Annotated in this window: 22 protein-coding genes and 2 pseudogenes; 12 read left to right on the forward strand and 12 right to left on the reverse strand. The window is 58.8% G+C overall.

All coding sequences use genetic code 11. The features are described 5' to 3' along the window. Positions 1 to 148 precede the first annotated feature (148 nt). The 11 genes and pseudogenes from FFS45_RS27865 (at position 149) to FFS45_RS27910 (ending at position 8,679) form a co-directional block, all read left to right on the forward strand. Positions 149 to 856, forward strand: a complete 708-nt coding sequence (locus FFS45_RS27865; protein ID WP_137957915.1) for a c-type cytochrome — start codon at positions 149 to 151, stop codon at positions 854 to 856. Continuing rightward, on the forward strand, positions 853 to 2,136 hold the full coding sequence (locus tag FFS45_RS27870; RefSeq protein WP_137957858.1) for a cytochrome c: 1,284 nt from the start codon (positions 853 to 855) through the stop codon (positions 2,134 to 2,136). Before FFS45_RS27865 ends, FFS45_RS27870 begins: the two co-directional genes overlap by 4 nt. An 8-nt stretch (positions 2,137 to 2,144) precedes the next feature. After that, entirely contained in the window at positions 2,145 to 2,324 is a 180-nt protein-coding gene (locus FFS45_RS27875; RefSeq protein ID WP_137957859.1) for a hypothetical protein, read from the forward strand. A 23-nt stretch (positions 2,325 to 2,347) separates the two neighbouring features. Then, positions 2,348 to 2,902 (forward strand): cytochrome C oxidase subunit II, encoded by a 555-nt coding sequence (locus FFS45_RS27880; protein ID WP_249362965.1) that lies wholly within the window; start codon positions 2,348 to 2,350, stop codon positions 2,900 to 2,902. Beyond that, positions 2,892 to 4,514 (forward strand): b(o/a)3-type cytochrome-c oxidase subunit 1, encoded by a 1,623-nt coding sequence (locus tag FFS45_RS27885; RefSeq protein ID WP_137957861.1) that lies wholly within the window; start codon positions 2,892 to 2,894, stop codon positions 4,512 to 4,514. Before FFS45_RS27880 ends, FFS45_RS27885 begins: the two co-directional genes overlap by 11 nt. Then, positions 4,514 to 5,305 (forward strand): c-type cytochrome, encoded by a 792-nt coding sequence (locus tag FFS45_RS27890; protein ID WP_137957862.1) that lies wholly within the window; start codon positions 4,514 to 4,516, stop codon positions 5,303 to 5,305. The genes FFS45_RS27885 and FFS45_RS27890 overlap by 1 nt, the downstream gene beginning before the upstream one ends. Positions 5,306 to 5,336: 31 nt before the next feature. Next, positions 5,337 to 6,152: a creatininase family protein gene (locus FFS45_RS27895; RefSeq protein WP_137957863.1), complete on the forward strand. Its 816-nt coding sequence runs from the start codon at positions 5,337 to 5,339 to the stop codon at positions 6,150 to 6,152. Positions 6,153 to 6,214: 62 nt separating this feature from the next. Next, entirely contained in the window at positions 6,215 to 7,387 is a 1,173-nt protein-coding gene (locus tag FFS45_RS27900) for a YncE family protein (protein WP_137957864.1), read from the forward strand. 38 nt (positions 7,388 to 7,425) lie between these two features. Continuing rightward, a pseudogene (locus FFS45_RS42490) lies at positions 7,426 to 7,560 on the forward strand (HAD-IB family hydrolase); the annotation flags it as partial. Positions 7,561 to 8,144: 584 nt separating this feature from the next. Then, complete coding sequence (locus FFS45_RS27905; protein WP_137957865.1) at positions 8,145 to 8,342, forward strand: hypothetical protein; 198 nt, start codon at positions 8,145 to 8,147, stop codon at positions 8,340 to 8,342. 190 nt (positions 8,343 to 8,532) lie between these two features. Continuing rightward, positions 8,533 to 8,679, forward strand: coding sequence for a helix-turn-helix domain-containing protein (locus tag FFS45_RS27910; protein WP_137957866.1), 147 nt, complete (start codon positions 8,533 to 8,535; stop codon positions 8,677 to 8,679). Between the two features lie 36 nt (positions 8,680 to 8,715). Here FFS45_RS27910 and FFS45_RS27915 read toward each other — a convergent pair whose 3' ends face one another. The 10 genes from FFS45_RS27915 to FFS45_RS27960 form a co-directional block, all read right to left on the reverse strand. Next, complete coding sequence (locus FFS45_RS27915; RefSeq protein WP_137957867.1) at positions 8,716 to 9,102, reverse strand: PAS domain S-box protein; 387 nt, start codon at positions 9,100 to 9,102, stop codon at positions 8,716 to 8,718. A 21-nt stretch (positions 9,103 to 9,123) separates the two neighbouring features. Continuing rightward, positions 9,124 to 10,209: an IS630 family transposase gene (locus FFS45_RS27920; RefSeq protein ID WP_137957868.1), complete on the reverse strand. Its 1,086-nt coding sequence runs from the start codon at positions 10,207 to 10,209 to the stop codon at positions 9,124 to 9,126. A 128-nt stretch (positions 10,210 to 10,337) separates the two neighbouring features. Continuing rightward, the gene (locus FFS45_RS27925) at positions 10,338 to 10,748 is read right to left on the reverse strand and encodes a ribonucleotide reductase subunit alpha (protein ID WP_137957916.1); all 411 of its coding nucleotides are present in this window, start codon (positions 10,746 to 10,748) and stop codon (positions 10,338 to 10,340) included. A 59-nt stretch (positions 10,749 to 10,807) separates the two neighbouring features. After that, positions 10,808 to 12,043, reverse strand: coding sequence for a nitrate/nitrite transporter (locus FFS45_RS27930; RefSeq protein WP_137957869.1), 1,236 nt, complete (start codon positions 12,041 to 12,043; stop codon positions 10,808 to 10,810). A gap of 125 nt (positions 12,044 to 12,168) precedes the next feature. Then, entirely contained in the window at positions 12,169 to 12,966 is a 798-nt protein-coding gene (locus FFS45_RS27935) for a peptidylprolyl isomerase (protein ID WP_137957870.1), read from the reverse strand. Between the two features lie 15 nt (positions 12,967 to 12,981). Then, a complete protein-coding gene (narI, locus tag FFS45_RS27940; RefSeq protein WP_137957871.1) occupies positions 12,982 to 13,668 on the reverse strand; it encodes a respiratory nitrate reductase subunit gamma in 687 nt (228 codons plus the stop codon). 69 nt (positions 13,669 to 13,737) lie between these two features. Further along, positions 13,738 to 14,427, reverse strand: a complete 690-nt coding sequence (narJ, locus tag FFS45_RS27945) for a nitrate reductase molybdenum cofactor assembly chaperone (protein ID WP_137957872.1) — start codon at positions 14,425 to 14,427, stop codon at positions 13,738 to 13,740. Next, complete coding sequence (gene narH, locus FFS45_RS27950; RefSeq protein ID WP_137957873.1) at positions 14,428 to 15,969, reverse strand: nitrate reductase subunit beta; 1,542 nt, start codon at positions 15,967 to 15,969, stop codon at positions 14,428 to 14,430. Beyond that, on the reverse strand, positions 15,966 to 19,790 hold the full coding sequence (locus FFS45_RS27955; protein WP_137957874.1) for a nitrate reductase subunit alpha: 3,825 nt from the start codon (positions 19,788 to 19,790) through the stop codon (positions 15,966 to 15,968). The genes narH and FFS45_RS27955 overlap by 4 nt, the downstream gene beginning before the upstream one ends. 329 nt (positions 19,791 to 20,119) lie before the next feature. Continuing rightward, positions 20,120 to 21,313: an NnrS family protein gene (locus FFS45_RS27960; RefSeq protein WP_171029783.1), complete on the reverse strand. Its 1,194-nt coding sequence runs from the start codon at positions 21,311 to 21,313 to the stop codon at positions 20,120 to 20,122. Positions 21,314 to 21,691: 378 nt separating this feature from the next. Here FFS45_RS27960 and FFS45_RS42495 point away from each other — a divergent pair. After that, positions 21,692 to 21,805 (forward strand): annotated as a pseudogene (locus FFS45_RS42495) (copper chaperone); the annotation flags it as partial. Between the two features lie 105 nt (positions 21,806 to 21,910). Here the strand turns inward: FFS45_RS42495 and FFS45_RS27970 are convergent. Then, positions 21,911 to 22,351 carry an ester cyclase gene (locus FFS45_RS27970; protein WP_137957876.1) on the reverse strand — a complete coding sequence of 147 codons (441 nt, stop codon included), beginning with the start codon at positions 22,349 to 22,351 and terminating at the stop codon, positions 21,911 to 21,913. A 4-nt stretch (positions 22,352 to 22,355) separates the two neighbouring features. Next, the gene (locus FFS45_RS27975; protein WP_249362963.1) at positions 22,356 to 22,736 is read right to left on the reverse strand and encodes a hypothetical protein; all 381 of its coding nucleotides are present in this window, start codon (positions 22,734 to 22,736) and stop codon (positions 22,356 to 22,358) included. Positions 22,737 to 22,739: the final 3 nt, after the last annotated feature.

The raw sequence follows: 22,739 nt of genomic DNA on the forward strand, positions 1-22,739 counted from the left end.
GCTCCGACACTACGGGTCGGGCCGACGTTCAACGTTCATTGTGTAACACCCGGAAGGATTCCGTAAGTCGGCAAGCGACGCGTGTGTGCATGAGGCGACTGCCTCGCCGGTGCGAAGAACAACATTAGAAACCTCACGGGAGACCCGAATGCGATATCGCTTCAAATGGCTATTGGTCTCGCTAATTATCGTCGCAGGTCGCGTCTTCGCTCAGGACCAGAAAGACGAGCGAGCGCCGAACACCATGCAAGCTCGCGTGATGGCCTGTGCAGCATGTCACGGTCAACTGGGGCAGGGGACGGATAACGATTATTTCCCGCGCCTCGCGGGCAAACCGTCGGATTACCTGTACAACCAGCTAGTCGCGTTCCGGGACGGGCGGCGCAAGTATCCGCCGATGAATTATTTGTTGGCGTACCTTCCCGATTCGTACCTGCACCAGATCGCTGACTACTTCGCCGCGCAGAGGCCGCCGTTTCCCGTGCTGGTCTCTTCACCTGTCAGTGCCGATGTGCTATCGCGCGGCGAGACGCTCGTCAATAAAGGCGCTCCGGATCGCCGCATTCCCGCGTGTGCGAGTTGTCATGCTTCGTCTCTTACGGGCATGGAGCCCGCGATCCCCGGTTTGCTCGGTCTTCATGCTGACTACATCAGCGCCCAGCTTGGTGCGTGGCGTTACGGCACGCGCACGGCAGCTAGTCCCGACTGCATGCAACAGGTGGCGGTGCGTTTGACCGAAAGCGATGTCACCGCAATTGCCGCATGGCTGTCGTCGCGGCCGGCACCTGCCGAGCCGGCCCCCGTGCCACGCGGCACATTGAAAATGCCGCTTGCGTGCGGTAGTGAAACGAAATGAGCGAGGTTAGGGTGCGAATCTTTCAGACTGCCTGGTGCCGAGCGTTTACCTCGCTGTGCGTGAGTGCGGTTTTGAGCACAACAGCGGTGACCTGTCAGGCAGCCGATGGGAGTGATTCAAACATCGTTGCACGCGGCGAGTACCTCGCTCGGGCCGGGGACTGCATCGCGTGCCATACGACGCCTGCTGGAAAACTGTTTGCTGGACGACGACCGATGGCTACGCCGTTCGGCACATTGTATTCACCGAATATCTCGCCGGACAAGGAGACGGGGATCGGCAGATGGACGGCCAGCCAGTTTTACTCGATGATGCACACTGGCCACTCGCCCGACGGCAGTCTGCTGTATCCCGCCATGCCGTTCGCCGCATATACGAAGATGACGCGGAAGGATTCCGATGCGATCTTTTCCTACCTGAAATCTGTGCCGGCGGTGAAGCTTGCCAATCGTCCGCACGACATGCGCTTTCCGTACAACAACCGGTCGTTGCTGCTCGGTTGGCGCACGCTGTACTTTCGCGAGGGCGAGTTCAAACCCGACCCCGCTCAGTCAGTCGAATGGAATCGCGGCGCCTATCTGGTCCAGGGACCTGGCCATTGTTCGATGTGTCACACCGCGATAAACGCGCTGGGAGGAAGTTCGGAGTCCAAGGCATTCGAAGGAGGGCTGATTCCTATGCAGGCGTGGTATGCGCCGTCCCTTACCTCAAACAAGGAGGCGGGCCTCGGCGATTGGAGCCTTGAGGACATCGCCAATCTATTGAGAACCGGCGTTTCCGATCGTGGTGCAGTCTACGGGCCCATGGCAGAAGTCGTGTACGACAGTTTGCAGTACCTCTCCGATGACGACATTCGCGCAATGTCCGTGTATCTGAAGAGCCTGCCGCCGCATGGCGACGAAGCGACGCCGCCATCCATAACGTCGGTCGAAGACAAGGACCGGCTATATCCGCTCGGCAGCAAGATCTATGACGCACAATGTGCAACATGCCACGGTGCAAAGGGCCGCGGCAAGCTACCGCAGTTTCCGCCGCTCGCGAATAACCAGTCCATTCAGATGGAGTCGTCCGTCAACCCAATCAGAATGGTTCTGAATGGCGGATATCCTCCAGGAACGACCAGAAATTCACAGCCGTATGGCATGCCGCCGTTTGCGCAGTCACTCTCCGACGAAGAGATCGCGGCAGTCGTGACGTTCATCCGGACCGCATGGGGTAACCACGGGACAGCTATCACGGTCAAGGATGTCAACGATTTGCGCTCCGCGCCTCTCGACTAAGGATACTCATGAGCGAATCAACCTCACAAGACTCTGACCGCGCATCGGAAGACGACCACGTCGAACGTATAGTGCGCGGCGGACCGCGCGGTGCCATAGCTGTCGCGGGGACAGCCACTGCGATTGTAGTAGCCCTCTGGTTCGCGTTTTACTTCTTCGTGTTTCTGCCTCGCGGCGTAATCCATTGAGACTACTCATGTCCCTTTCACCGATTCCGGGCCATCATGACGGCGCAGATGTCGCTGCACGCGCCGAGTGGCGCTGGGCGATTTTTGTGGTTGGCATCATCGCCGTGCTCGTCGCAATGGTCATCTTCACCGGCCTGCACTGGGCCATGATGCCGCCGTCCCGAGTCGAAACCATCAACCCGACGACGTTGCATGTTTCGGGTGAATTCATCGAAAGCAACCTCGGTAGTGGCGTTGAGGCCGACGGCTCGGTCATCGTCCGCGTGGTCGGTCAGCAGTACTCGTTTACACCCCAATGCATCCTTGTCCCAGCCAACACGCCAATCCTGTTTCGAGCCACTAGTGCTGACGTCGTGCACGGATTCCTGATCACCAACACGAACGTTAATTCGATGCTGGAACCAGGCTACGTCTCGACCTTCAGGACCACCTTCGACAAAGTGGGTGACCACCCGATGCCTTGCCACGAGTACTGTGGAGTGGGGCACGAGGGAATGTGGGCGAATGTGAAAGTGATCGACAAAGCGACCTTCCTGAAGATGGCGTCGACAACGCGGAGGCTCAGCTGTGTTCAATAGCAAACGACTGGTTCTGGCCCATTTCTGGCTTGCGTTCGCGGTATTCGGGCTGGCGCTGCTACTCGGCGAATGGCAGATGTATATCCGCAGCCCGTTGCACGCCTGGTTGCAAAATCCGGACATCTACTACCGATCGGTAACCGCACACGGCTCGGCAATGGGTTACGTCTTTCCGACGCTCATCGCAATGGGATTTGGCTATGCAATCACGGAACTGGCGTTGAAGAAGCCGCTTATCGGCCGTGCCTGGGCGTGGGCGGGGTTCTGGCTCGTGGCGGTAGGCGCGGTCACTGCAATGGTGCCGGTATCGATGGGGCTGGCATCCGTTCTGTATACTTTTTACCCCCCCATGATCGGCAATCCGTTCTACTACATTGGTGTGGTGCTGGTGGTTGTTGGCTCGTGGATCTGGGTTGCGTTGATGTCCGTCAATCTGCACGTCTGGAAGCGTGAAAATCCAGGTCGTCCCGTGCCGCTTGCGATGTTCGCAAACGTAGCCGGCTCGTACTTGTGGGGCTGGACGGCCGTTGGCGCCGCGATCGAGTTGCTGTTCCAGATTTTGCCTGTGGCGCTCGGCTTCAGATCGACCATTGACGCCGGTCTCGCCCGAGTGTTCTTCTCGTGGACGCTGCACGCGATTGTCTACTTCTGGCTGATGCCCGCGTATATTGCCTACTACACGATCATTCCGCGCGCGATCGGTGGTCGACTCTACAGCGATTCGATGGCGCGCATCTCGTTCATCCTGTTCCTGGTGGCAGCGATGCCGATCGGCATTCACCACCTGTTTGCCGATCCGCAGGTCGGGTCCGGCTTCAAGTTCGTCCATTCCGTGTTCACGGCTTTGGTCTCCGTTCCTACCTTGCTGACGGTCTTCACGATCTGCGCGTCGGCTGAAATCGCCGGACGTTTGCGAGGCGGGAAGGGGGCCTTTGGATGGGTCAAGGCGCTGCCTTGGGACAATCCGATGATGCTGGCGCTGGCGTTTTCGTTCGTAATGCTAGGGTTCGGAGGCGCAGGCGGCATCATCAACATGAGTTATCAGCTGGATTCGACAATTCACAACACGCAGTGGATCACGGGGCATTTCCATCTTATCTTTGCTGGGGCAATCGTCATCATGTATTTTGCGATTGCCTATGATCTCTGGCCTCACTTGACCGGGCGGGTGCTCACCAGCGTACGCCTGATGAGGGTGCAATTGTGGCTTTGGTTCGTTGGAATGATTGTAACAACATTCCCCTGGCATTATGTCGGGATACTGGGCATGCCTCGTCGGATGGCCTTTTACGACTACACCAATCCCGCGATTGCGCCTGAGGCTCTGTCCGTCATCCTTTCCGTGATCGGCGGTGCGATGCTGGTACTGTCTGCCGCGCTGTTTTTTATTGTCCTGATCCGCGGCCACCTGAGCGCAGAGGTCTCGCCGGCCGAATACCGGTTCAGTTCGCCGATTCACGAAGTTAAATCCCTGCCGATAGCTCTGAACAGTTTTGGTCTGTGGGTCGGCCTGATGATCGGGTTGACCGTGGTGAATTACGGTTACCCGATTGCCCAACTCATGACGCTACCGGAAACGTCTGTTCCAGCGGTACACGTGGGAGCACAGTGATGAGCAACGAACGGCTGGTTTCGATGCGCAACCCGTGGTTCGTAGCGAGCATCGGGGCAACCCTTGTACTATTCCTGTTCTCGGTGCTCGTCGGCTTCGTGTGGCTACCCTCGGCGCAACAGGATGCGCAATTTCACGGATTGTGGAATGCGATCTGCAGTGCTGCCGGCGTACCCCGCACCTGGTACAGCGGGGCACGCAATGAATCCGTAGTGGGCACAAGCACGGTCGTGGTGACGCCCCAAATGCTTGAGCACCCGAGCACAACTTCCATCGGGCGTGGTGCAACGCTAGCAATGCGCTGTACCATGTGTCACGGCATGCGCGGGCTGAGCGAGGCGAACTCACCCAATCTCGCTGGGCAGTCCGCAGCAGTCGTCTATAAGCAGCTGCAGGACTTCAGGAGCGGTGCGAGGAGCAACGCGATCATGGCGCCGATGGTCGTTGATCTGAGTGATCAGGATATGAAGGATCTCGCAGCATATTATTCGTATCTGCCGCGTTTACCTGCATCTCATGCTGGCAACGACGAACCGCCTCCGACGATCGTCGTTAGTGGTGCACCCATGCGCAATATCGCCCCCTGTGCGTCCTGTCACGGTGGTGTTGCCAGCAAGGTCGGCAGTCCATGGCTGGAGGGGCAGTCTGCCGTCTACATCCGGACGCAACTGCAGGCCTTCGCGTCGGGGACTCGTCGCAACGACATCAGCGAGCAGATGCGCAATGTTGCGCGCGGGATGACGCCGTCCGAGATCGAAGCGGCAGCTCGGTACTATTCGGATAGTCGTTAACGAGGTACGCACTTCCCACGAGGACCCCTCCATGCGCTTTCCACCAAGACGAGCTTTCGCATCCGTCATTTTGCTCATCGCCACGCAGACTGTTTTTGCCCAAACCCCGAAGACCGTCTTCCTTGAGGACCTGACCTGGACCGAACTGCGTGACCAGATTCAGGCGGGCAAGACCACCATCATCATCCCGATCGGCGGAACCGAGCAAAGCGGCCCCGACGTCGCACTCGGCAAACACAATGCACGCGTCAAGGTACTGTCGCAGCGGATCGCCGAGGGCCTCGGGAGCGCGATCGTCGCGCCGGTCATCGCCTATGTGCCGGAGGGCGGCTACGCTCCGCCGACCTCGCACATGCGCTTTCCCGGCACGATCACCGTGCCGGACGACGTGTTCGAAAAGACGCTGGAATCCGCCGCGAACAGCTTCAAGGTTCACGGCTTCACCAACGTTGTTTTTCTCGGTGACCATGGCGGCTACCAGAACGATGTCAGGCACGTTGTAGCCCAGCTCAACAGGAGCTGGGCCGGGTCGGGCGCCCGCGCATTCGTGCCGCCGGAGTACTACGGCACCAGCTCGGACGGCTACGCGCAGATCCTGCGGCAGCACGGGGTCAGCGATGCCGAGATCGGCACGCATGCGGGACTCGCGGATACCTCGCTGCTGCTGGCGGTCGCACCGCAGATGGTGCGGCTCGGGCATCTGCGAAGCGGTCCGAAACTGGGGCCGGCCGACGGCGTGTATGGCGGCGACCCGCGGCACTCGAGCGTCGAACTCGGTCAACTGGGCATTGACGCGATTGTGTCGCGGACGATCGATGCCATCAAGAAAGAGACCGCAAGCCGTTGAAGCATTCGGCAGACTTCTGCTTCCGTTCTTGATCCCCCATTCACTCGATAACGGAATTCACCATGCAATTGTGTTCTCCCTGCTTTTCGCGCGTTGCAACGGGCGTCGCCATCGCGCTGGCCGGTTTCTGCGCCGCGGCCGCTGCATCGGCTGCCTTGGCTGTCACCACGGTGGCGGGCATGCCGCCCGTGGTGAACCCCGATAACCTGTACAGCGAAGCGGGTGCCGGCCATATGAACGCTGCGGTCGCCAGCGCGTTGCCGCGCGTCTATGTGCCGAACCTGCGTTCGAACGACGTCTACGTGATCGATCCGGTCACGCTGAAGGTGGTTGACAGGTTTCACGTCGGCTTCAGTCCACAGCACGTCGTCCCTGCGTGGGATCTGCAGACGCTGTGGGTGGCCAACAACGCCGAAGGCCGCCCTGACGGCAGCCTGACCCCGATCGATCCGAAGACGGGCAAGCCCGGCAAGCAGATCATGGTCGACGATCCCTACAACATGTACTTCGCGCCCGACGGCAAAGAGGCGATCGTGGTGGCCGAAGCGCACGCGCGACTGGACTTTCGCGATGCGCACACGATGGCGCTGAAATCGAGTCTCGACGCGCCGCAGTGCAAAGGCATCAATCACGCCGATTTCTCGATCGACGGCAAGTACGCGCTCTTCACCTGCGAGTTCGGTGGCAAGCTGGCCAAGATCGATCTCGTCAACCGCAAGGTCGTGGGCTACCTCGAACTCGACAGGAAGGGCATGCCACAGGACATCCGCATCTCGCCGGACGGCAAGGTGTTCTATGTCGCCGACATGATGGCCGACGGCGTCCACGTGGTCGACGGCGACAGCTTCACGAAGATCGGCTTCATCAAGACCGGCGTCGGTACGCACGGCCTGTACCCGAGCCGCGACGGCACCCGGCTCTATGTGTCCAATCGCGGCTCCAATCTCGTGCACGGACTGAAACATGGCAAGGGCAGCGTGTCGGTGCTCGACTTCGCCACGCGCACGGTCGTCGCGAACTGGCCGATTCCGGGCGGCGGCAGTCCCGACATGGGTAATGTCAGCGCTGACGGCAAGATGCTGTGGCTGTCCGGCCGCTTCGATGACGTTGTCTACGCGATCGATACGACGACCGGCTCCGTCAAATCCATTCCGGTGGGCGCGGAACCGCACGGGCTCACTGTCTGGCCGCAGCCCGGGCGTTATTCACTTGGCCACACCGGGAATATGCGTTGACCGGTGACTGGCAACCGGGCTGCGCCACCTATCGAACGATGTGGCGCGATCGGGTTGTTGCCGCCTTCGATTTCGACGGTACCATCACCGCCTCGGACAGCCTGCCTGATTTTGTGCGTTATGCAGTCGGTAGTCCAAGGTTGATCTATGGTGCGATGTGTGCGGCACCATGGGTGGCACGCTGATCGGCACGTGCGACACGGGCACTGCGAAAGCGTTTTTTGGCGGCGACGATCGGTGCCGTGCCCCGGTGTGAACTGGAGGGCACGGCACTGCGATACGCATCTCAAAGATTGCCGGAGCTTGCCTGCGGCGCCGGCCAGGGCAGGGACGTCGACCAGCCATCATATCGCGTCAGTGGCTTCGTTCAACTCTCCTTATCGTTATGGCATGATGGCCTGATCCGTGACTTGTGAGAACTTGGATCGAATGGCGTAACGAAACGGTCGCGTTCTCCTTATCTGTGTCACGGGTCGAAGGGGCGGGATAACCGGTTCACTACGTCGTTTGATGACATTGCGAGCGTCTCGCTCAACGCCTGTCCGTTGAAGAGCACGTGGAACCGGCACCTGCGACAAAATGCGCGTCGACGGCGCATTGGAACCATCTATGCTCTATACATCAGTGAGGCAAACGGAACACGCTTTGGCGTTCCCTCGTCACTGGGTGCCCGATTGCTTTCGAACCTAATTGCGACGATTGGGCCGTTGACTACTTACCGCATGAGCGAGAACGCTCAATCGCTGAGGAGACGAAAATGCTCAGTCCGCATGAGTTCGCAACCTTGATGCTTGTGAAGGAAACCCCGGATCGAGACGACCTGAACCCCGCCGACCTGGATGCGCTGTTGGAGTATCGGCTCGTTGCGTTCGAGAAGCCGACGTCTGGATGTAGGTGCCTCAACCTCACGGATCAGGGAAATTTCTTCCTTAGAGCGGCGACCGGTCAGAACTGAATTTATCCTTGGCTTGATCGACGGGGCGACGTTCTTTCGCATGGGGTTTTCGTGAATCGAACGTAGCATTGTGATTCACAACGAAAATTGAAAACTCCTGGCGGAAGTGTTCTGATGTCCATCTCCAGTCAAATGGAGGTCTGCCGTCAAAATCTGGCGAGGGATGTGGGACCTTAACGAACACGATGCCATGACGAACACGTGGCTGCCCCAGAAGAATATCTGGCACGTCCGGTCAGTCAGACGCGCGCTCTCAAAGTTCCAGAAGGCCGGATTCATCGAAGTGCGCGGTAAGCAGATACGCATTGTCGAGCGCAGCCGACTCGAACGCATCTGAACCTTTCAGAGCCGACGTGCGATGAAGGGTGTACCACTACGTCTCGCCGCCATGGCGAGCGACCGATCTCTCATGTTCGACCCGCGCAGTGACGTCGCGGGCTATTGCAACCGATCCAACCACTTCACCTTGCTGATTGTTCACCATCGCGAACGTCATTTCGACATACAGCTTGTCGCCTGTCTTGTTGATCGCACGGGTCAAGGTCGCGCGGCCGTGCAGCCTTGTGTGACCACTTGTCATCGCCGCTTCGAAGCCGCGCCAGTGTGCGGCGCGCAGATGTTCCGGGATGACCATATCGAGGTTACGGCCCAAGGCCTCTTCGGGACTGTAGCCGAACAGCACCGCGGCAGCACGGTTCCAGCGCACGATTGCGCCGGACCGGTCGGCATAGATGACGGCGTCAGCCGTTTGTTCGATGATCCATTCCGCTAGTGGTCTGCGTCAAACGGATTGCATCTTATTCAGCTTGGACCTGGCACGCGTGACTTTGGCCAGGATGTCGGAAGCCTTTGCCGTCCAGATGAACGGTTTCGGATGATGATTGTGCTTCTCCACGTACTGTTCGATGGTGGAGATCAATTCAGGTACCGAGCGGAAGACCGCACGTCGCAACTGGTTCTCTGACAAGTCACGAAAGAAGCGCTCGACCATGTTGAGCCAGGAGGCACTGGTGGGCGTGAAATGCATGTGGAATCGCGGATGCTTGGCAAGCCACGCCTTTACCTCGGGATGCTTATGAGTTGCATAGTTGTCAGCGATCAAATGCAGTTCCTTGCCCTTGGGCGTGTTGCGATCGATCTTGCGCAAGAAGCTCAGCCACTCCTGGTGACGATGTTTTGTCTGGCACTGGCCAATGACACTCCCGTCGAGCGTGTTCATCGCGGCAAACAGCGTCGTCACACCATGGCGCTTGTAATCGTGTGTCATCGTTTGACAGCGACCACGCTTGAGCGGCAATCCCGGCTGGGTCCGGTCAAGCGCCTGGATCTGGCTCTTCTCATCGCAGCACAAGACCAATGCGTGCTCCGGGGGATCGAGATACAGCCCAACGATGTCCTCGAGTTTCTCGACGAAGTGCTTGTCGTTCGATACCTTGAAGCTCTCTACCCGATGCGGCTTGAGGCCGTGCGCTTGCCAGATGCGCCGCACGCTCGCGGCACTGACGCCGGCCACCGCCGCCATGCTGCGCGTACTCCAATGCGTCGCGTTATCCGGACGCTGCTGCGTCGTCAGCGTCACGATGCTCTTGACCTTGCGGGCGGAGATCTTCGGCTTGCGCCCGGGTCGCGTCTCATCCCCCTCGATTCCGGTCACACCGTCAGCTATAAAGCGAGCGCGCCAGCGTGCCACCGTGCCTCGCCAGATAGCAAGGTCCGCACCGATCTCTTTGTCCGTCTTGCCCTGCGCCGCGAGCAAAATCATCTTGGCACGCTCGGCCAGTCGAACCGGGACCCTCCGACCTTTAGCCCATGTCTCTAACTGTTCGCGCTGTGCTTCACTCAGCTCAACTTTCGCCGCGATTCTCATGAGTTCTCCCTCCAAGTAAAGGAGACTCGCAAATCGCAATTAAGTTGCATTATTTATGACGCACAACACTAGCGGGGGTGTTTCTTCCACGATGCCACTCCTGAAGGCGTCAAGAGGTGTAATGATACTCAGGACGGACCGAATAGCACGGGCCGACCGTGTGCATCGAATGGAATGAACATACCGATGGACCCAGCCTTGATCGATTCCACCATCCTGTTCAACGGCGCTTCAGCGTCTTCAGTTCGCGGCACACACCCGTTTTTGCCCGAGAGTGCTGCGACGAAGACGATTGCCCATTCCAGGAGAACCTGTCGCGATTCTTCGAGCAGATCGCCAAACGTACCGATCTCTTCTGGCGTTTTGTCCACGCACATGAGTGGCGTCAACGCGCCACCCTGACCAGCCTGGAAGCGGGCCCGCTGTTCGGGCGTACAGTCATCGGGCAACGCTACCGTGGTAAATACGAATAACAGACGCTGAGGCTCGGGTTGTTGCCGCGCGACCCGAATCAGCTCATCAAAGCTCGAAATACTCATCATTGATCGTCCATGTGATGTTGTGTCGGGAGGGCATAGTACGTCGGCTGTTCATTCAGTCACTGCGGAGCTGTGCCGTCGATCCGGACCCGCCGCACGCTGGATTGATACAGCAGAATCAGCGACACCCAGACGATGCCATACAGAAACATGAAGCAACTCGAACGAACGCCAAGCCAGTCAAGAATCACACCGAAAAGGATCGGTAGGAGGAAGCCACCCAGTCCGCCAGCCAGTCCAACGATGCCGGTGACGACGCCCATTTGCTCCGGAAAGTCGTCGGCGACGTACTTGAATGTCGACGCCATACCGAGCGCGAACACCACGCCAAGAATGAATAGAAGTCCGATGAAGACCGGGACACCCAGATGGACATGAAAGCTGCGCGGACCGCCGATCGTGCTTATCACGAAAGAGGTATCCGGGTACGAAAGCAGGAACAGACATACCCACGCGACCCACAACCCCCACCACGTTACCTTATGCGCACCGAAGCGGTCGGACAGGGTGCCACCCAGCGCGCGCAATACCGATCCGGGCAGCGAAAAGCCGGCGGCTAACGCCGCGGCGGTGACGACCGAAAAGCCGAATTCACCCTTAAGATATTGTGGGATCCACAGTGATAACGCGGTGAAGCCACCGAAGCAGATCGAGTAGTACTGGCAGTACTTCCATATCTTGGGGTTTTTCAGAACCAGGAACTGCCTGTACCATGGCCCAGACGTTTTACCCGCGCCCGAGTCGGTAGCGGAGCCCAACCAGAAGATCAACGCAGTGACGAGGAGCGCGAGCGCATAGATCTTCGGGACGGCGCGCCAGCCCCATGCCGCCTGCAACGAAGGCGTGATGAACAGATTCACCGCAGCGCCGACGGTGCCGGCCCCAAAGAACCCCATCGCAAAGCCACGTTTTTCGGGCGGGAAGAACCGTGCGACATATGGCGTCCCCACTGCGAACGATGCGCCTACCGCGCCGAGACACAGGCCGATAACGAGGAACTGCCAGAACGCCGTCGCGTATGCGATCAGGAACACGGGGATGGCGCAGAGGACCAGCAATAGCGTCATCACCACGCGACCCCCAAAACGATCCGTCCAGATCCCCAGAGGCACCCGCAATAGTGCGCCGCTCAGAACCGGCGTGGCCGTCAGCAGCCCGAACTCTGTGCCGTTCAGCGCAAGCTCCGTTCGTAGCTCGATGCCGAGTACGCCGAACATCATCCAGACGACGAAGCAGACCAGAAATGCCAAAGTCGTGACACATAGAACCAATATGGGACTTCTTTGTGAACTCATAACAGCTCCATGGCAGGACAAGGCTGACGGTTACACGCGGACGTCATCGATCAATGTGGGGGTGATGGGCACGTGCCGGATGCAGGTGCCCAGCGTAGACACGCTGCAATCGACACGGCAAATCACTATTGCACCAACAGGCCCGGGCGCACATCCAGAGCGATGCCGCGCAGTTCGGCGCTGGATGCCAGCAGGTTCAAATATTGCTGGATCGACTTGTGCCGGACATGTTCAGAGAGATAGCGTTCGATGGTCGCTTGCACCGCTTCAAACGGGAGGGATTCACCCGCGATGCGACGCTCCACCCAGACAATATGAAAGCCATAACGCGTATTGACGAGCCCCGGTAACAGGCCGATGTGCTGGCTGCCGAAAATTGCCGCCTCGAATTCCGGCACGCTCTCGCCACGGGTCAACTGCCCCAGATTCCCGCCGACCTGCCCGGACGGACAATTGGATAACGTTCGGGCGAGCGCATCGAACCGGTCGTGATGCTGCGCGAGCTCGCGGTGCGCTTCTTCAGCGCGGGCGCGGATCCGTGTCATCGCTGCCTTTTCGGTCAACGCAAAGAGGATGTGGCGCGCAAAAACCAGGTCCGGACTGCGGAATTTCTGCATGTTCGCTGCGTAGTAGCGCCCGCATTCTTCGGCGGATGCGACCGGCGTCGTACATTCCAATTCCAGCAAACGGTCAATGGTCTCATCGTCGAGATCGGCGCCGTTAGCCAACAGACCTGTTGCAACGGCGCGCTGGGCCAGTAGTTCACGCACGACCAGCGTCAGGCGTGCAGCGTGGTCGGGATCGGGCTCGTCTGCGTGCAACGCGGATTCCGCTGCAATGGCGGCGGCTTCGATTACGGCGCCGTTGACGCTAAGTATGTCAATGGTGGCGGGCGCCGATGAGATATCGTGGTTTGTGGACATGAAAGATGTCTCGAGTTAGCGCTTACGCACGATCTGGTGGGGCCGAACCAGGAAACCCAATGTGGCCATGCCGCTCCAGATGTGGACGAGGCGGGTGAACGGGGAAATGAGAAAAATCGTGAAGCCGAGCGCGATATGGATTTTGTAGACGAGCGGTGCCTGGATGATGAGATCCGCAGTGCCCGGTTGAAACGTGACGACGCCCTTTACATAGTCACTCAGGGTCTCGAACATCGCGCCGTCCATATGCGCCAACGACAGTGGGATGGTGGCGAGCCCGAGTGCCAGTTGTAACCAGAGTATCGCCAGCACCAGGATGTCCGCATGAGCGCTATTGATGCGAATGCGCGGATCGGACAGGCGTCGGTATAGCAGGATCGACAGTCCGGCGATCGCGACAATGCCCGCGATGCCGCCCGCCATCACCGCGAGCCATTGATGCTGGGAGGCGTTCAGGAATGGCGACACCATCCAGTGAGGCGCGAGGAACCCTGCGAAGTGGCCGCCGATCACGATCAATACGCCGACGTGGAACAGATTGCTTCCAAGGCGCAGTTGACGGCGTCTGAGCAGTTGCGACGAATCGCTCTTCCAGGTGTACTGCTCGCGATCGAAACGGATCAGGCTGCCGAGCAACCAGATCGCGAGACACACGTACGGATAGATGCCAAACAGCAGTGCGTTGACGAAGTGCTGACTCATGAGGTTTCTCCAGCCAGGATCCGGTTCTCTAATGCGCGAAATGTGAGCATGGAAGTCCGCCGTTTCTGGTTAACGTGACGGTCTTTTGTCGTAAAACTGGATTGGCTGAGGCGCCGTGGATAAAGGCGCTTGCGCACCCAGGAAGCTCACCGGCTCCTCCTGCCACTCGCGATCGAGCGCTTCGCCATCGACCTCGCGCGTCGTGGCGGCGCCGCACACGGTCGCATTCGCGTTCGCCAGCGGGGCCTCACCGGCGAGTGGCAACAATGCAGCAACGGCTGCGAAGTACAGTGTTCCGCGCTCGGCCAGTCTGGTCGCAATCTGCCGGCTGATATCGGCAATTTCGCCAAGCAGCGCGTGCGCTTGAGCGGGCGTTTCGTGGGACAGAAACTCGAGGAAAACCGGCAGGTAGTCGGGTAATTCGCCGGCGCCGAGAAACAGGCCCTTCGCTTCGTACATGGCGAGCAAATCCACCATTGCCTGCCCACGTTCGCGCGACTCGCCGTGAACATGTTCAAACAGATAGAGCGAAGTGGCCCGGCCGCGGTCGAAGATTTCGACGTAGTGTTCCTGCAGATCCAGCAGCGGCCGCGCCGACAGTCGGTCGACCAGATCGAGCAAGGCTGCGCGTGTGTCCGGTGGTAAGCCTGCATGCCCGGCCAGCGCGGCGCGGATCTCATCGAGTGCTGCGATAAGAGTTTGATCGGGATAGTCCAGCAGCTCGCCCAACATGCTGAAAATCAGACGGTTGTCTTCCATTTATTCACCCGCCGCGCGAATGGGGATTGTTTTGCGTGCCTTGTTGATGCCCTTGCGTCCACCGAACAGGCTGGTTTCCGTGGTGCCGTCGGAACAGCCGTTGCCGAACGAGAAGCCGCACGATGCGCGCAGGTCGAAGGCATCTTCGGCATATTCGCGGTGAGCGGTCGGGATCACGAATCGATCTTCGTAATTGGCAATCGCCAGATACCGATACATCTCGTCGACTTGCGCGCTGGTGAGATCGACTTCGCTGAGCAATTCGGGGCTCTCGCGACGTTCGACATGACGCTCGCGCATGAACGCCCGCATCGCCAGCATTCGCATGAGGGCAAGCCGAACCGGCGCTTCGCGGCCGGCTGTGAGCAGATTGGCCAGATAGCGCAGCGGGATGCGCAGCGAATCGACGTCGGGCAGCAAGCCCTTCATGCCAAGCCGACCGTCGTTGGTGGCCGAGTTGATGGGCGACAGCGGCGGGACGTACCAGACCATCGGCAAGGTGCGGTATTCGGGGTGAAGCGGGAAAGCGATCTTCCACTCCATCGCCATCTTGTACACCGGTGAATGGCGCGCCGCTTCGAGCCAGTTCTCCGGTACGCCGTCGCGAGCCGCCTGTTCACGCACGGCCGGGTCCTTCGGATCCAGGAAGATCGACAGTTGCGCTTCGTACAGATCCTGTGGGTCCTTGACCGATGCGGCTTCCTCGATCCGGTCGGCGTCGTACAGTAGAACGCCGAGATAGCGTATCCGGCCGACGCAGGTTTCCGAGCACACCGTCGGCTGGCCCGCCTCAATACGCGGATAGCAGAAAATGCACTTCTCCGACTTGCCACTTTGCCAGTTGTAATAGATCTTCTTGTAAGGACACCCGGACACGCACATCCGCCAGCCGCGGCACTTGTCCTGGTCGATCAGAACGATGCCGTCTTCCTCCCGTTTGTAGATCGCGCCGGAGGGGCAGGAGGCCACGCACGCGGGATTCAGGCAGTGCTCGCAGAGTCGCGGCAGGTACATCATGAAGGTGTTCTCGAATTCCCCATAGATGTCGGTCTGCACCTGATCGAAGTTGTAGTCCAGCTTACGCTTTTCGAACTCTCCGCCGAGAATTTCTTCCCAGTTCGGGCCCCACTGGATTTTCTCCAGACGTTCGCCGGTAATCAGCGAACGCGGTCGAGCGACCGGCCCGACCTTGACGTCGGGTGCATCGTGCAGATGCGCATAATCAAACGTGAACGGCTCGTAGTAGTCGTCGATCTCCGGCAGGTTCGGGTTGCCGAAAATATTGGCGAGCACCCGCCACTTGCTACCCGCACGAAGCTCGATCTTCCCATTCGACTTGCGTTTCCAGCCGCCGTTCCAGCGATCCTGGTTTTCCCAGTCCTTCGGATACCCGACGCCTGGTTTCGTTTCGACATTGTTGAACCACGCGTACTCCATTCCCTCGCGCGAGGTCCAGACGTTCTTGCAGGTGACGGAGCAGGTATGGCAACCGATGCATTTGTCCAGATTCATCACCATACCGATCTGCGCGCGGATTTTCATGGTTTCTCTCCAGTCTCATCATCGGCCATCGCAAGTGTCGGCGCGCCATGGGCCAGTGTGTGCTGATGACGCGCGGCTTCAGCCGCCGACAGCACTGACGCCGGCGTCGACTCATCCTTCCAGTCGATTGTTTTCATTTTGCGGACGATCACAAATTCGTCGCGATTGGAGCCGACGGTGCCGTAATAGTTAAAACCGTAGGAGAGCTGCGCATAGCCACCGATCATGTGGGTTGGTTTCGGCATGACGCGCGTGACCGAATTGTGAATCCCACGGACCCCGGAGACTTCTGAGCCCGGTGTATTGATGATCTTTTCCTGCGCGTGATACATCATCACGGCACCTACCGGAATGCGCTGGCTGACCACGGCGCGCGCGGTCAGCGCACCGTTCAGATTGAACGCCTCGATCCAGTCGTTATCGACCACGCCAATCTTCCTGGCATCGATCTCGGAGATCCAGACGATCGGCCCGCCGCGCGACAGCGTCAGCATCAACAGGTTGTCGGTGTAGGTGCTATGAATGCCCCACTTCTGATGAGGGGTCAGGAAATTCAGCGCGATCTCCGCGTTTCCGTTTGAGTGGCTGCCGGCCATGCCGGTGGTGCTGCGCGTGTCGATCGGCGGCTTATAGACACAGAGCGACTCGCCAAAGTCGCGCATCCACGCGTGATCCTGATACAGCTGTTGGCGCCCGGACAGGGTGCGCCAGGGAATCAGCTCATGAACATTCGTGTAGCTTGCGCTATAGGACACATGTTCGGATTCGATCCCGCTCCAGGTCGGCGACGAAATGATCTTGCGCGGCTGCGCCTGAATATCCCGGAACCGGATTTTTTCGTCCTCGCGAGCGCGCGAGAGATGCGTATGATCGGTACCCGTGAGCGCCGACAACGCTTGCCATGCTTTAAGCGCGACGGTACCGTTGGTTTCCGGGGCCAGCGACAGGATCACTTCGGCTGCGTTGATCGCCGAAAGAATCTGTGGTCGCCCGTGCGAAACGCCCGCGTCAGCAACCGGATAATTCAATTCTCGAAGCTGTTCGATTTCCTCGCCGGTTTGCCAGGTAATGCCTTTGCCGCCGTTGCCGAGCGAGTCGAGCAGCGGTCCGAGCGAGGTAAACTTGCGCCAGGTATTGGGATAGTCCCGTTCGACGACCGCAATGCTTCCCATCGTTTTTCCGGGAGCCGGATCGCATTCGTCGTGGCCCCAGTCGGCAATGCCGTCGGTCTGGGCGATTTCGCCGGCGCTGTCGTGTTGGAGCGGTGACATCACGATGTCGCGCTCCACGCCGAGATGGCCTTCGGCCAGTTCAGAGAACTTTTGCGCGATGCCTTTATAGATTTCCCAGTCGCTTCTGGATTGCCACGCTGGGTCGACGGCCGCCGACAGCGGGTGGATGAACGGGTGCATGTCGGACGTGTTCATATCGTCCTTCTCATACCAGGTGGCGGTCGGCAGCACGATGTCCGAATACAGGCAGGTGGTGGACATTCTGAAGTCGAGCGTGACGACGAGATCGAGCTTACCGTCGGGCGCTTTCTCGTGCCACTTCACCTCTTTGGGCAGGATGCCGGCGCTCGCACCCAGATCTTTTCCCTGCACGCCATGCTCGGCGCCGAGCAGATGTTTGAGGAAGTATTCATGTCCCTTGCCCGACGACCCGAGCAGGTTCGAGCGCCAGACAAACAGGTTTCTCGGAAAATTTTCCGCTGCGTCGGGATCTCCGCACGACATCTCAAGCGAGCCATCCTTCAGACCCTTCGCAACATACGCGGCCGGGTCGGCGCCGACTGATGCCCGGCCGAGTTCGAGCGGATTGGTCCTGAACTGTGGCGCGGACGGCAACCAGCCCATCCGTTCGGCACGGACGTTGTAGTCGATCGGGCTGTCGGCGAACCCGCTGCCATCGACGAGCGGCGATAGCAGTTCGGTGACTTTCATCGTTTCGTAGCGCCATTGATCGGTATGCGCATAGAAAAACGACGTGCCGTTCATGACGCGCGCCGGCCTGTACCAATCAGTCGCGAATGCCAGCGGCAGCCAGCCAGTTTGCGGCCGGAGCTTTTCCTGGCCGACATAGTGAGACCAGCCGCCGCCTGATTTGCCGACGCAACCGCACATGACGAGCAGATTGATGATTGAGCGATAGCTCATGTCCATATTGAACCAATGGTTCAAGCCCGCGCCGACGATCACCATCGACTTGCCTTCGGTCTTCTGGGCGTTATCGGCGAATTCGCGTGCAACAGCGATGACTTCATGCCGTTTGACGCCGGTAATCTTCTCCTGCCACGCGGGCGTGTACGGTACGTCATCGTCGAAACTGGCCGCGACGTTCGGGCCGCCGAGTCCCTGATCCACGCCATAGTTGGCAACGAACAGATCGTAGACTGTGGCAACCAGAATTTCACCGGAGCGGGTGGCGATCTTGCGTACGCCGATGCGCCGCGGCAATACGCTGGCATGACCGGTATGCGTGAAGTGAGTATGTTCGACGTTGCCGAAATAGGGGAAGGCGACGTCGATCGTCTCGTCGTGCTTCTCCACGAACGACATGGCCGGTCGGATCGGATTGCCGTGGACATCCTCTTCTTTCAGATTCCATTTGCCGGCGTCGCCACCTTGCTTTTGTCCCCAGCGAAAGCCGATCGATCCGATTGGCGTGACAAGCTTGCCGCTCAATTCGTCGAACGCCACCGTTTTCCAGGCGGCGTTGTTCCCCTGGCCGGACACATCATCGAGCTCGTCCGCTCTCAGGAGTCGTTCGGGCACATAGTGTTCGCCCTGTTTGACGATACGCACGAGCAGCGGCATGTCGGTATAACGCCGGCAGTAGTCGGAGAAATACGCGCTCTTGCCGGCGACGTGAAACTCCTTCAGCACGACGTGACCCATCGCGAGACCGAGCGCCGCATCCGTGCCCTGCTTGGGGTGCAGCCAGATGTCGCCGAACTTCGCCCCCTCGGCATAATCGGGAAAGATTGATACGACCTTGGCGCCGCGATAACGTACCTCGGTCATGAAGTGCGCATCCGGGGTGCGCGTTTGCGGCACGTTGGACCCCCACAACATAATGAAAGTGGAGTTGTACCAGTCGGCCGATTCCGGAACGTCGGTCTGTTCGCCCCACGTCTGCGGCGAGGCTGGCGGCAGATCGCAGTACCAGTCATAAAAGCTCAGACTGACGCCCCCGATCAATGACAGATAGCGACTGCCTGCCGCATAGGACACCATCGACATGGCGGGTATGGGTGAGAACCCGATGATCCGGTCCGGGCCATGTCGTTTGATGGTATGAATGTTTGCGGCCGCAATCATCTCGTTTACCTCATTCCAGCTTGAGCGAACGAAGCCACCTAGTCCGCGGCGACGCGTATACGAGGCGCGGGCTTCCTGATCATTTACGATCGCGCTCCACGCTTCCACCGGCGCGAGCGTCAGGCGCTTTTCGCGCCACTGTCTGAGCAGTGCACTGCGAATCAGCGGATATTTAAGGCGATTTGCGCTGTAGAGATACCAGGAATAGGACGCTCCGCGAGCACAGCCACGCGGTTCGTGATTCGGCATATCCGGACGGGTGCGAGGGTAATCGGTCTGCTGGGTTTCCCAGGTGACGATGCCGCTTTTGACATAGATCTTCCACGAACAGGAACCTGTGCAGTTGACGCCGTGGGTCGAGCGCGCGATCTTGTCATGCTGCCACCGTTGCCGGTAGGCGTCCTCCCATCCACGGTCTTCATGGGTTGTCATCCCATGGCCTTCGGAGAACGTTGGCCTCGATGTGGAGAAGTATTTCAGGCGATCGATAAAGTGGCTCATCTGATCGACTCCATGGCACTCGGTGCTCGAAGTCTACGCGTGTCGTCCAATATTGTGGGCATTTTGAGTTTCTCCATGACGCTGCCGGTAAATTCCATTCCGGAAAACCGGCGACCAGAGCCTGATGGTTTCTGGCGCGGGTAATTACAGTTCTTGCGGACGCTCGCAGGCGCGATCTTCACGCGCTTCGCATAAACATAGACAGCCGTATTCGCGGAGCCACGATGCCGGAGCAAGCTCAACGCTAGCGCTGAGTCCCCGCTATGAAACTGTTGGTTGGCAATTCCGTAGGTACCATATCTGCCTCGTGGTCGAACGTCATGAACCCGTCAGCCCGCTTTACCATCGATACGGGACATCGTCAGATAGGGCGCGTATTTGATGAGGTAAGCAATCAATGCGGCAGACCAACACATGCCTGCTATGTCGACCCAGACTACTGTGGTGCCGCTGGCAAACCAGGGGCCGAAAACGCGTACGATTGCCGCGACGATCATCAGGCAGTAACTCGCTATCTCGGATCGTCCTGCAACGAGCGGGCGCCCGGTGTGTCCAAGCGCGGTGCGGGTAATCATCGCGATAATGGCGCACCCTATCGCTCCGATCGTCAGGGCGTGAATCGCGAGCGAATGCGGGACGGCGCCTGCGGCCGCCAGGGCAAGCAACGCAAAGCCGATCGGAATCCACGCATAGGCGACATGCAGAATCCAGAGAATCGGCCGGGGCCCTACTCGCCACGAATGCCATCCAGCGATTCTGATCCCATGGACGGTCGCGGCGGCGCAGGCGCATGCCACGATGAACCACGGCGCGGCATCGGTTGCATCCGCAAAAAATGCCAATATGACGGTCGGCACCGCGAGCCTCTCGATTACTTTCCAGCGTGTCATCCGAAATCCGGGAATAGCGTTTGTGGTAAACATCGGCACCACGCGGCCCGAAATGACGGTGACGAACATCACCACAAGCCCGATCGCTGCGTAAGACGTCCGTATTGAAAGGTCGGGACGCTCCTGCCATGCCCACCAATGAAAACAGATATTCAACGCACCAAATATTCCGAGTGCGACGGGAAGGAAAATGTTGTGGCGATTGCGTGCCGCGATCAGCACCCGCAAGAGCACAATGGCGACAACCGGAAGGAAGGCGCAATCGACAATAGCTGCGATGGGTTCTGGGCCGGACCAGACCAGCACGCGTCCCGCCAGCCACAGAAGCCATAGTCCCGCGAGCGGTGCGCCTCGTGGCGTTTCGAGCGTCGTCCAGGCGCGCACGGCAGTGAGCAGAAACCCCACCACGATCGCGGCGACGAAGCCGAAGATCATTTCGTGGGCGTGCCAGAGCACACCATTCATGGCAGGCGAGGAGCCTGCGACCGGGTGGCCACGCAGCACGATCAGCCAGAGCGCTATTGCAATAACGCCAAAAAGTGCACCCCCCAGATAGAACGGCCGGAAGCCCAAGCGCAGAACGGGAAGACCCCGTTCTGCTGTTGGTCGCGGTTCCGCGACAGGTTCTGTAATCCTCAACATGGTCTCCAAAATATGCACCTCTGAGGAACCGCAACGTGCCTTCACAAGTGGCAGACAGTTCCGAGGTTGAATCGTGCAACCTGCGCCATCCTCCCAACCCATCGTAGTATGAGAAGCCATAAATGGCATGGTCCAATTGACGCAGATCAATGACTCAGTTAACGCGCCCGCTCGATCTGGATTGCAACGAAATCCATCTGAAATATACGCGCATTTAATGATAGATCACGTTATGATATACAACAAATAGCAACAGATCATTGGAAGTCTGCGAGCGCAGGAGAGATTTCCTTGGCATTTGCATTCGCTCTGGGTACGGGTGTTCTCTGTCGGAAGGCTGGCGACGATGCGGCTGTCCTTACCCGGGCGATGCGCACGGTCGAACCGGATGCAAAGATCGACGTCGACGTCGATGCGAGAGCCGTAAAAGTTGACTCATGGCTGTTTGCCGAAGAGTTTCTGGTGGCGTTCGTTTGCGCCGGAAACGACGTTAAGCATCGTTGGTCGGACATTCGAGCGACTTCTCCGCCCAGACAACGGACCTTCGATTTAGTCGATTGCAACCGTTCGCAAATAGAGAATGCTTGTTCAATGGAGGCTGGGCGGCAGCGTTCCGAGTTGATGGAAGACACTTAGCCAGTCCTCGAGATGCCAGGTTTTCGCTATACGTTCGTCGCGGAACTCGTGAAAGGAGTGAATCGCAAACTCGATTGGCTTGGATGTCGCTGCGATGCCCATCAGAGACCCAGACTGCGTTCCCCTGACTTTTGCCCGCACGCCAACCATGTTCCCGTGGATCAATACATCCAGGATCTGAATGTCCATGTCCGGCAGCGCAGAAGCTAAGTCAACAAATACTGGAATCATCTGGTCTGGCCCCCCCGCCGGCCCGAAAGACGCGGGCACGTATTGCCAGTCGGGCGTAACAACCGTCCGCAGAAGCGCGACGTCTTTTTGAGCGTGCGCGTGGTAAAAGCGGCCAATGATCCGCTGCGCAAGATCGCGGGTTACTTCGTTCGCTTGGACCATGGCATCACCTCTCACCGACAGGAGACGACACGCCCGGTCTAGAGGGCGTGCGGCAAGGCAAAATCGAAGACGAGGATGCCAAGGGAACGCCCACCCCAGCCAGGACATTTGTAATTCGATGATCGAGATCGTGATGCCGCCCCAACCAGGCTCCCAGGAGGAAAGCCACTTCGACAATGATCTGGAGTGCGACGAACACGAGCATGAGCAGATACTCATAGCCCATAAACTTGTAGTTTGAGAAATTCATCCCATAGTCGAAAACCCACCTGCCGACACGATGGGTTTCATAGGCGAATAAAAGAAACGGGAACAGATAACTGGCAACATACGTCGGTATCGTTGCGTGCCGCAGTTCCAGACGAAAGTGGTGCATGGTTTGCATATC

Source organism: Burkholderia sp. 4M9327F10 (assembly GCF_005503145.1).
In the GTDB taxonomy this organism is placed as follows: Bacteria; Pseudomonadota; Gammaproteobacteria; order Burkholderiales; family Burkholderiaceae; genus Paraburkholderia.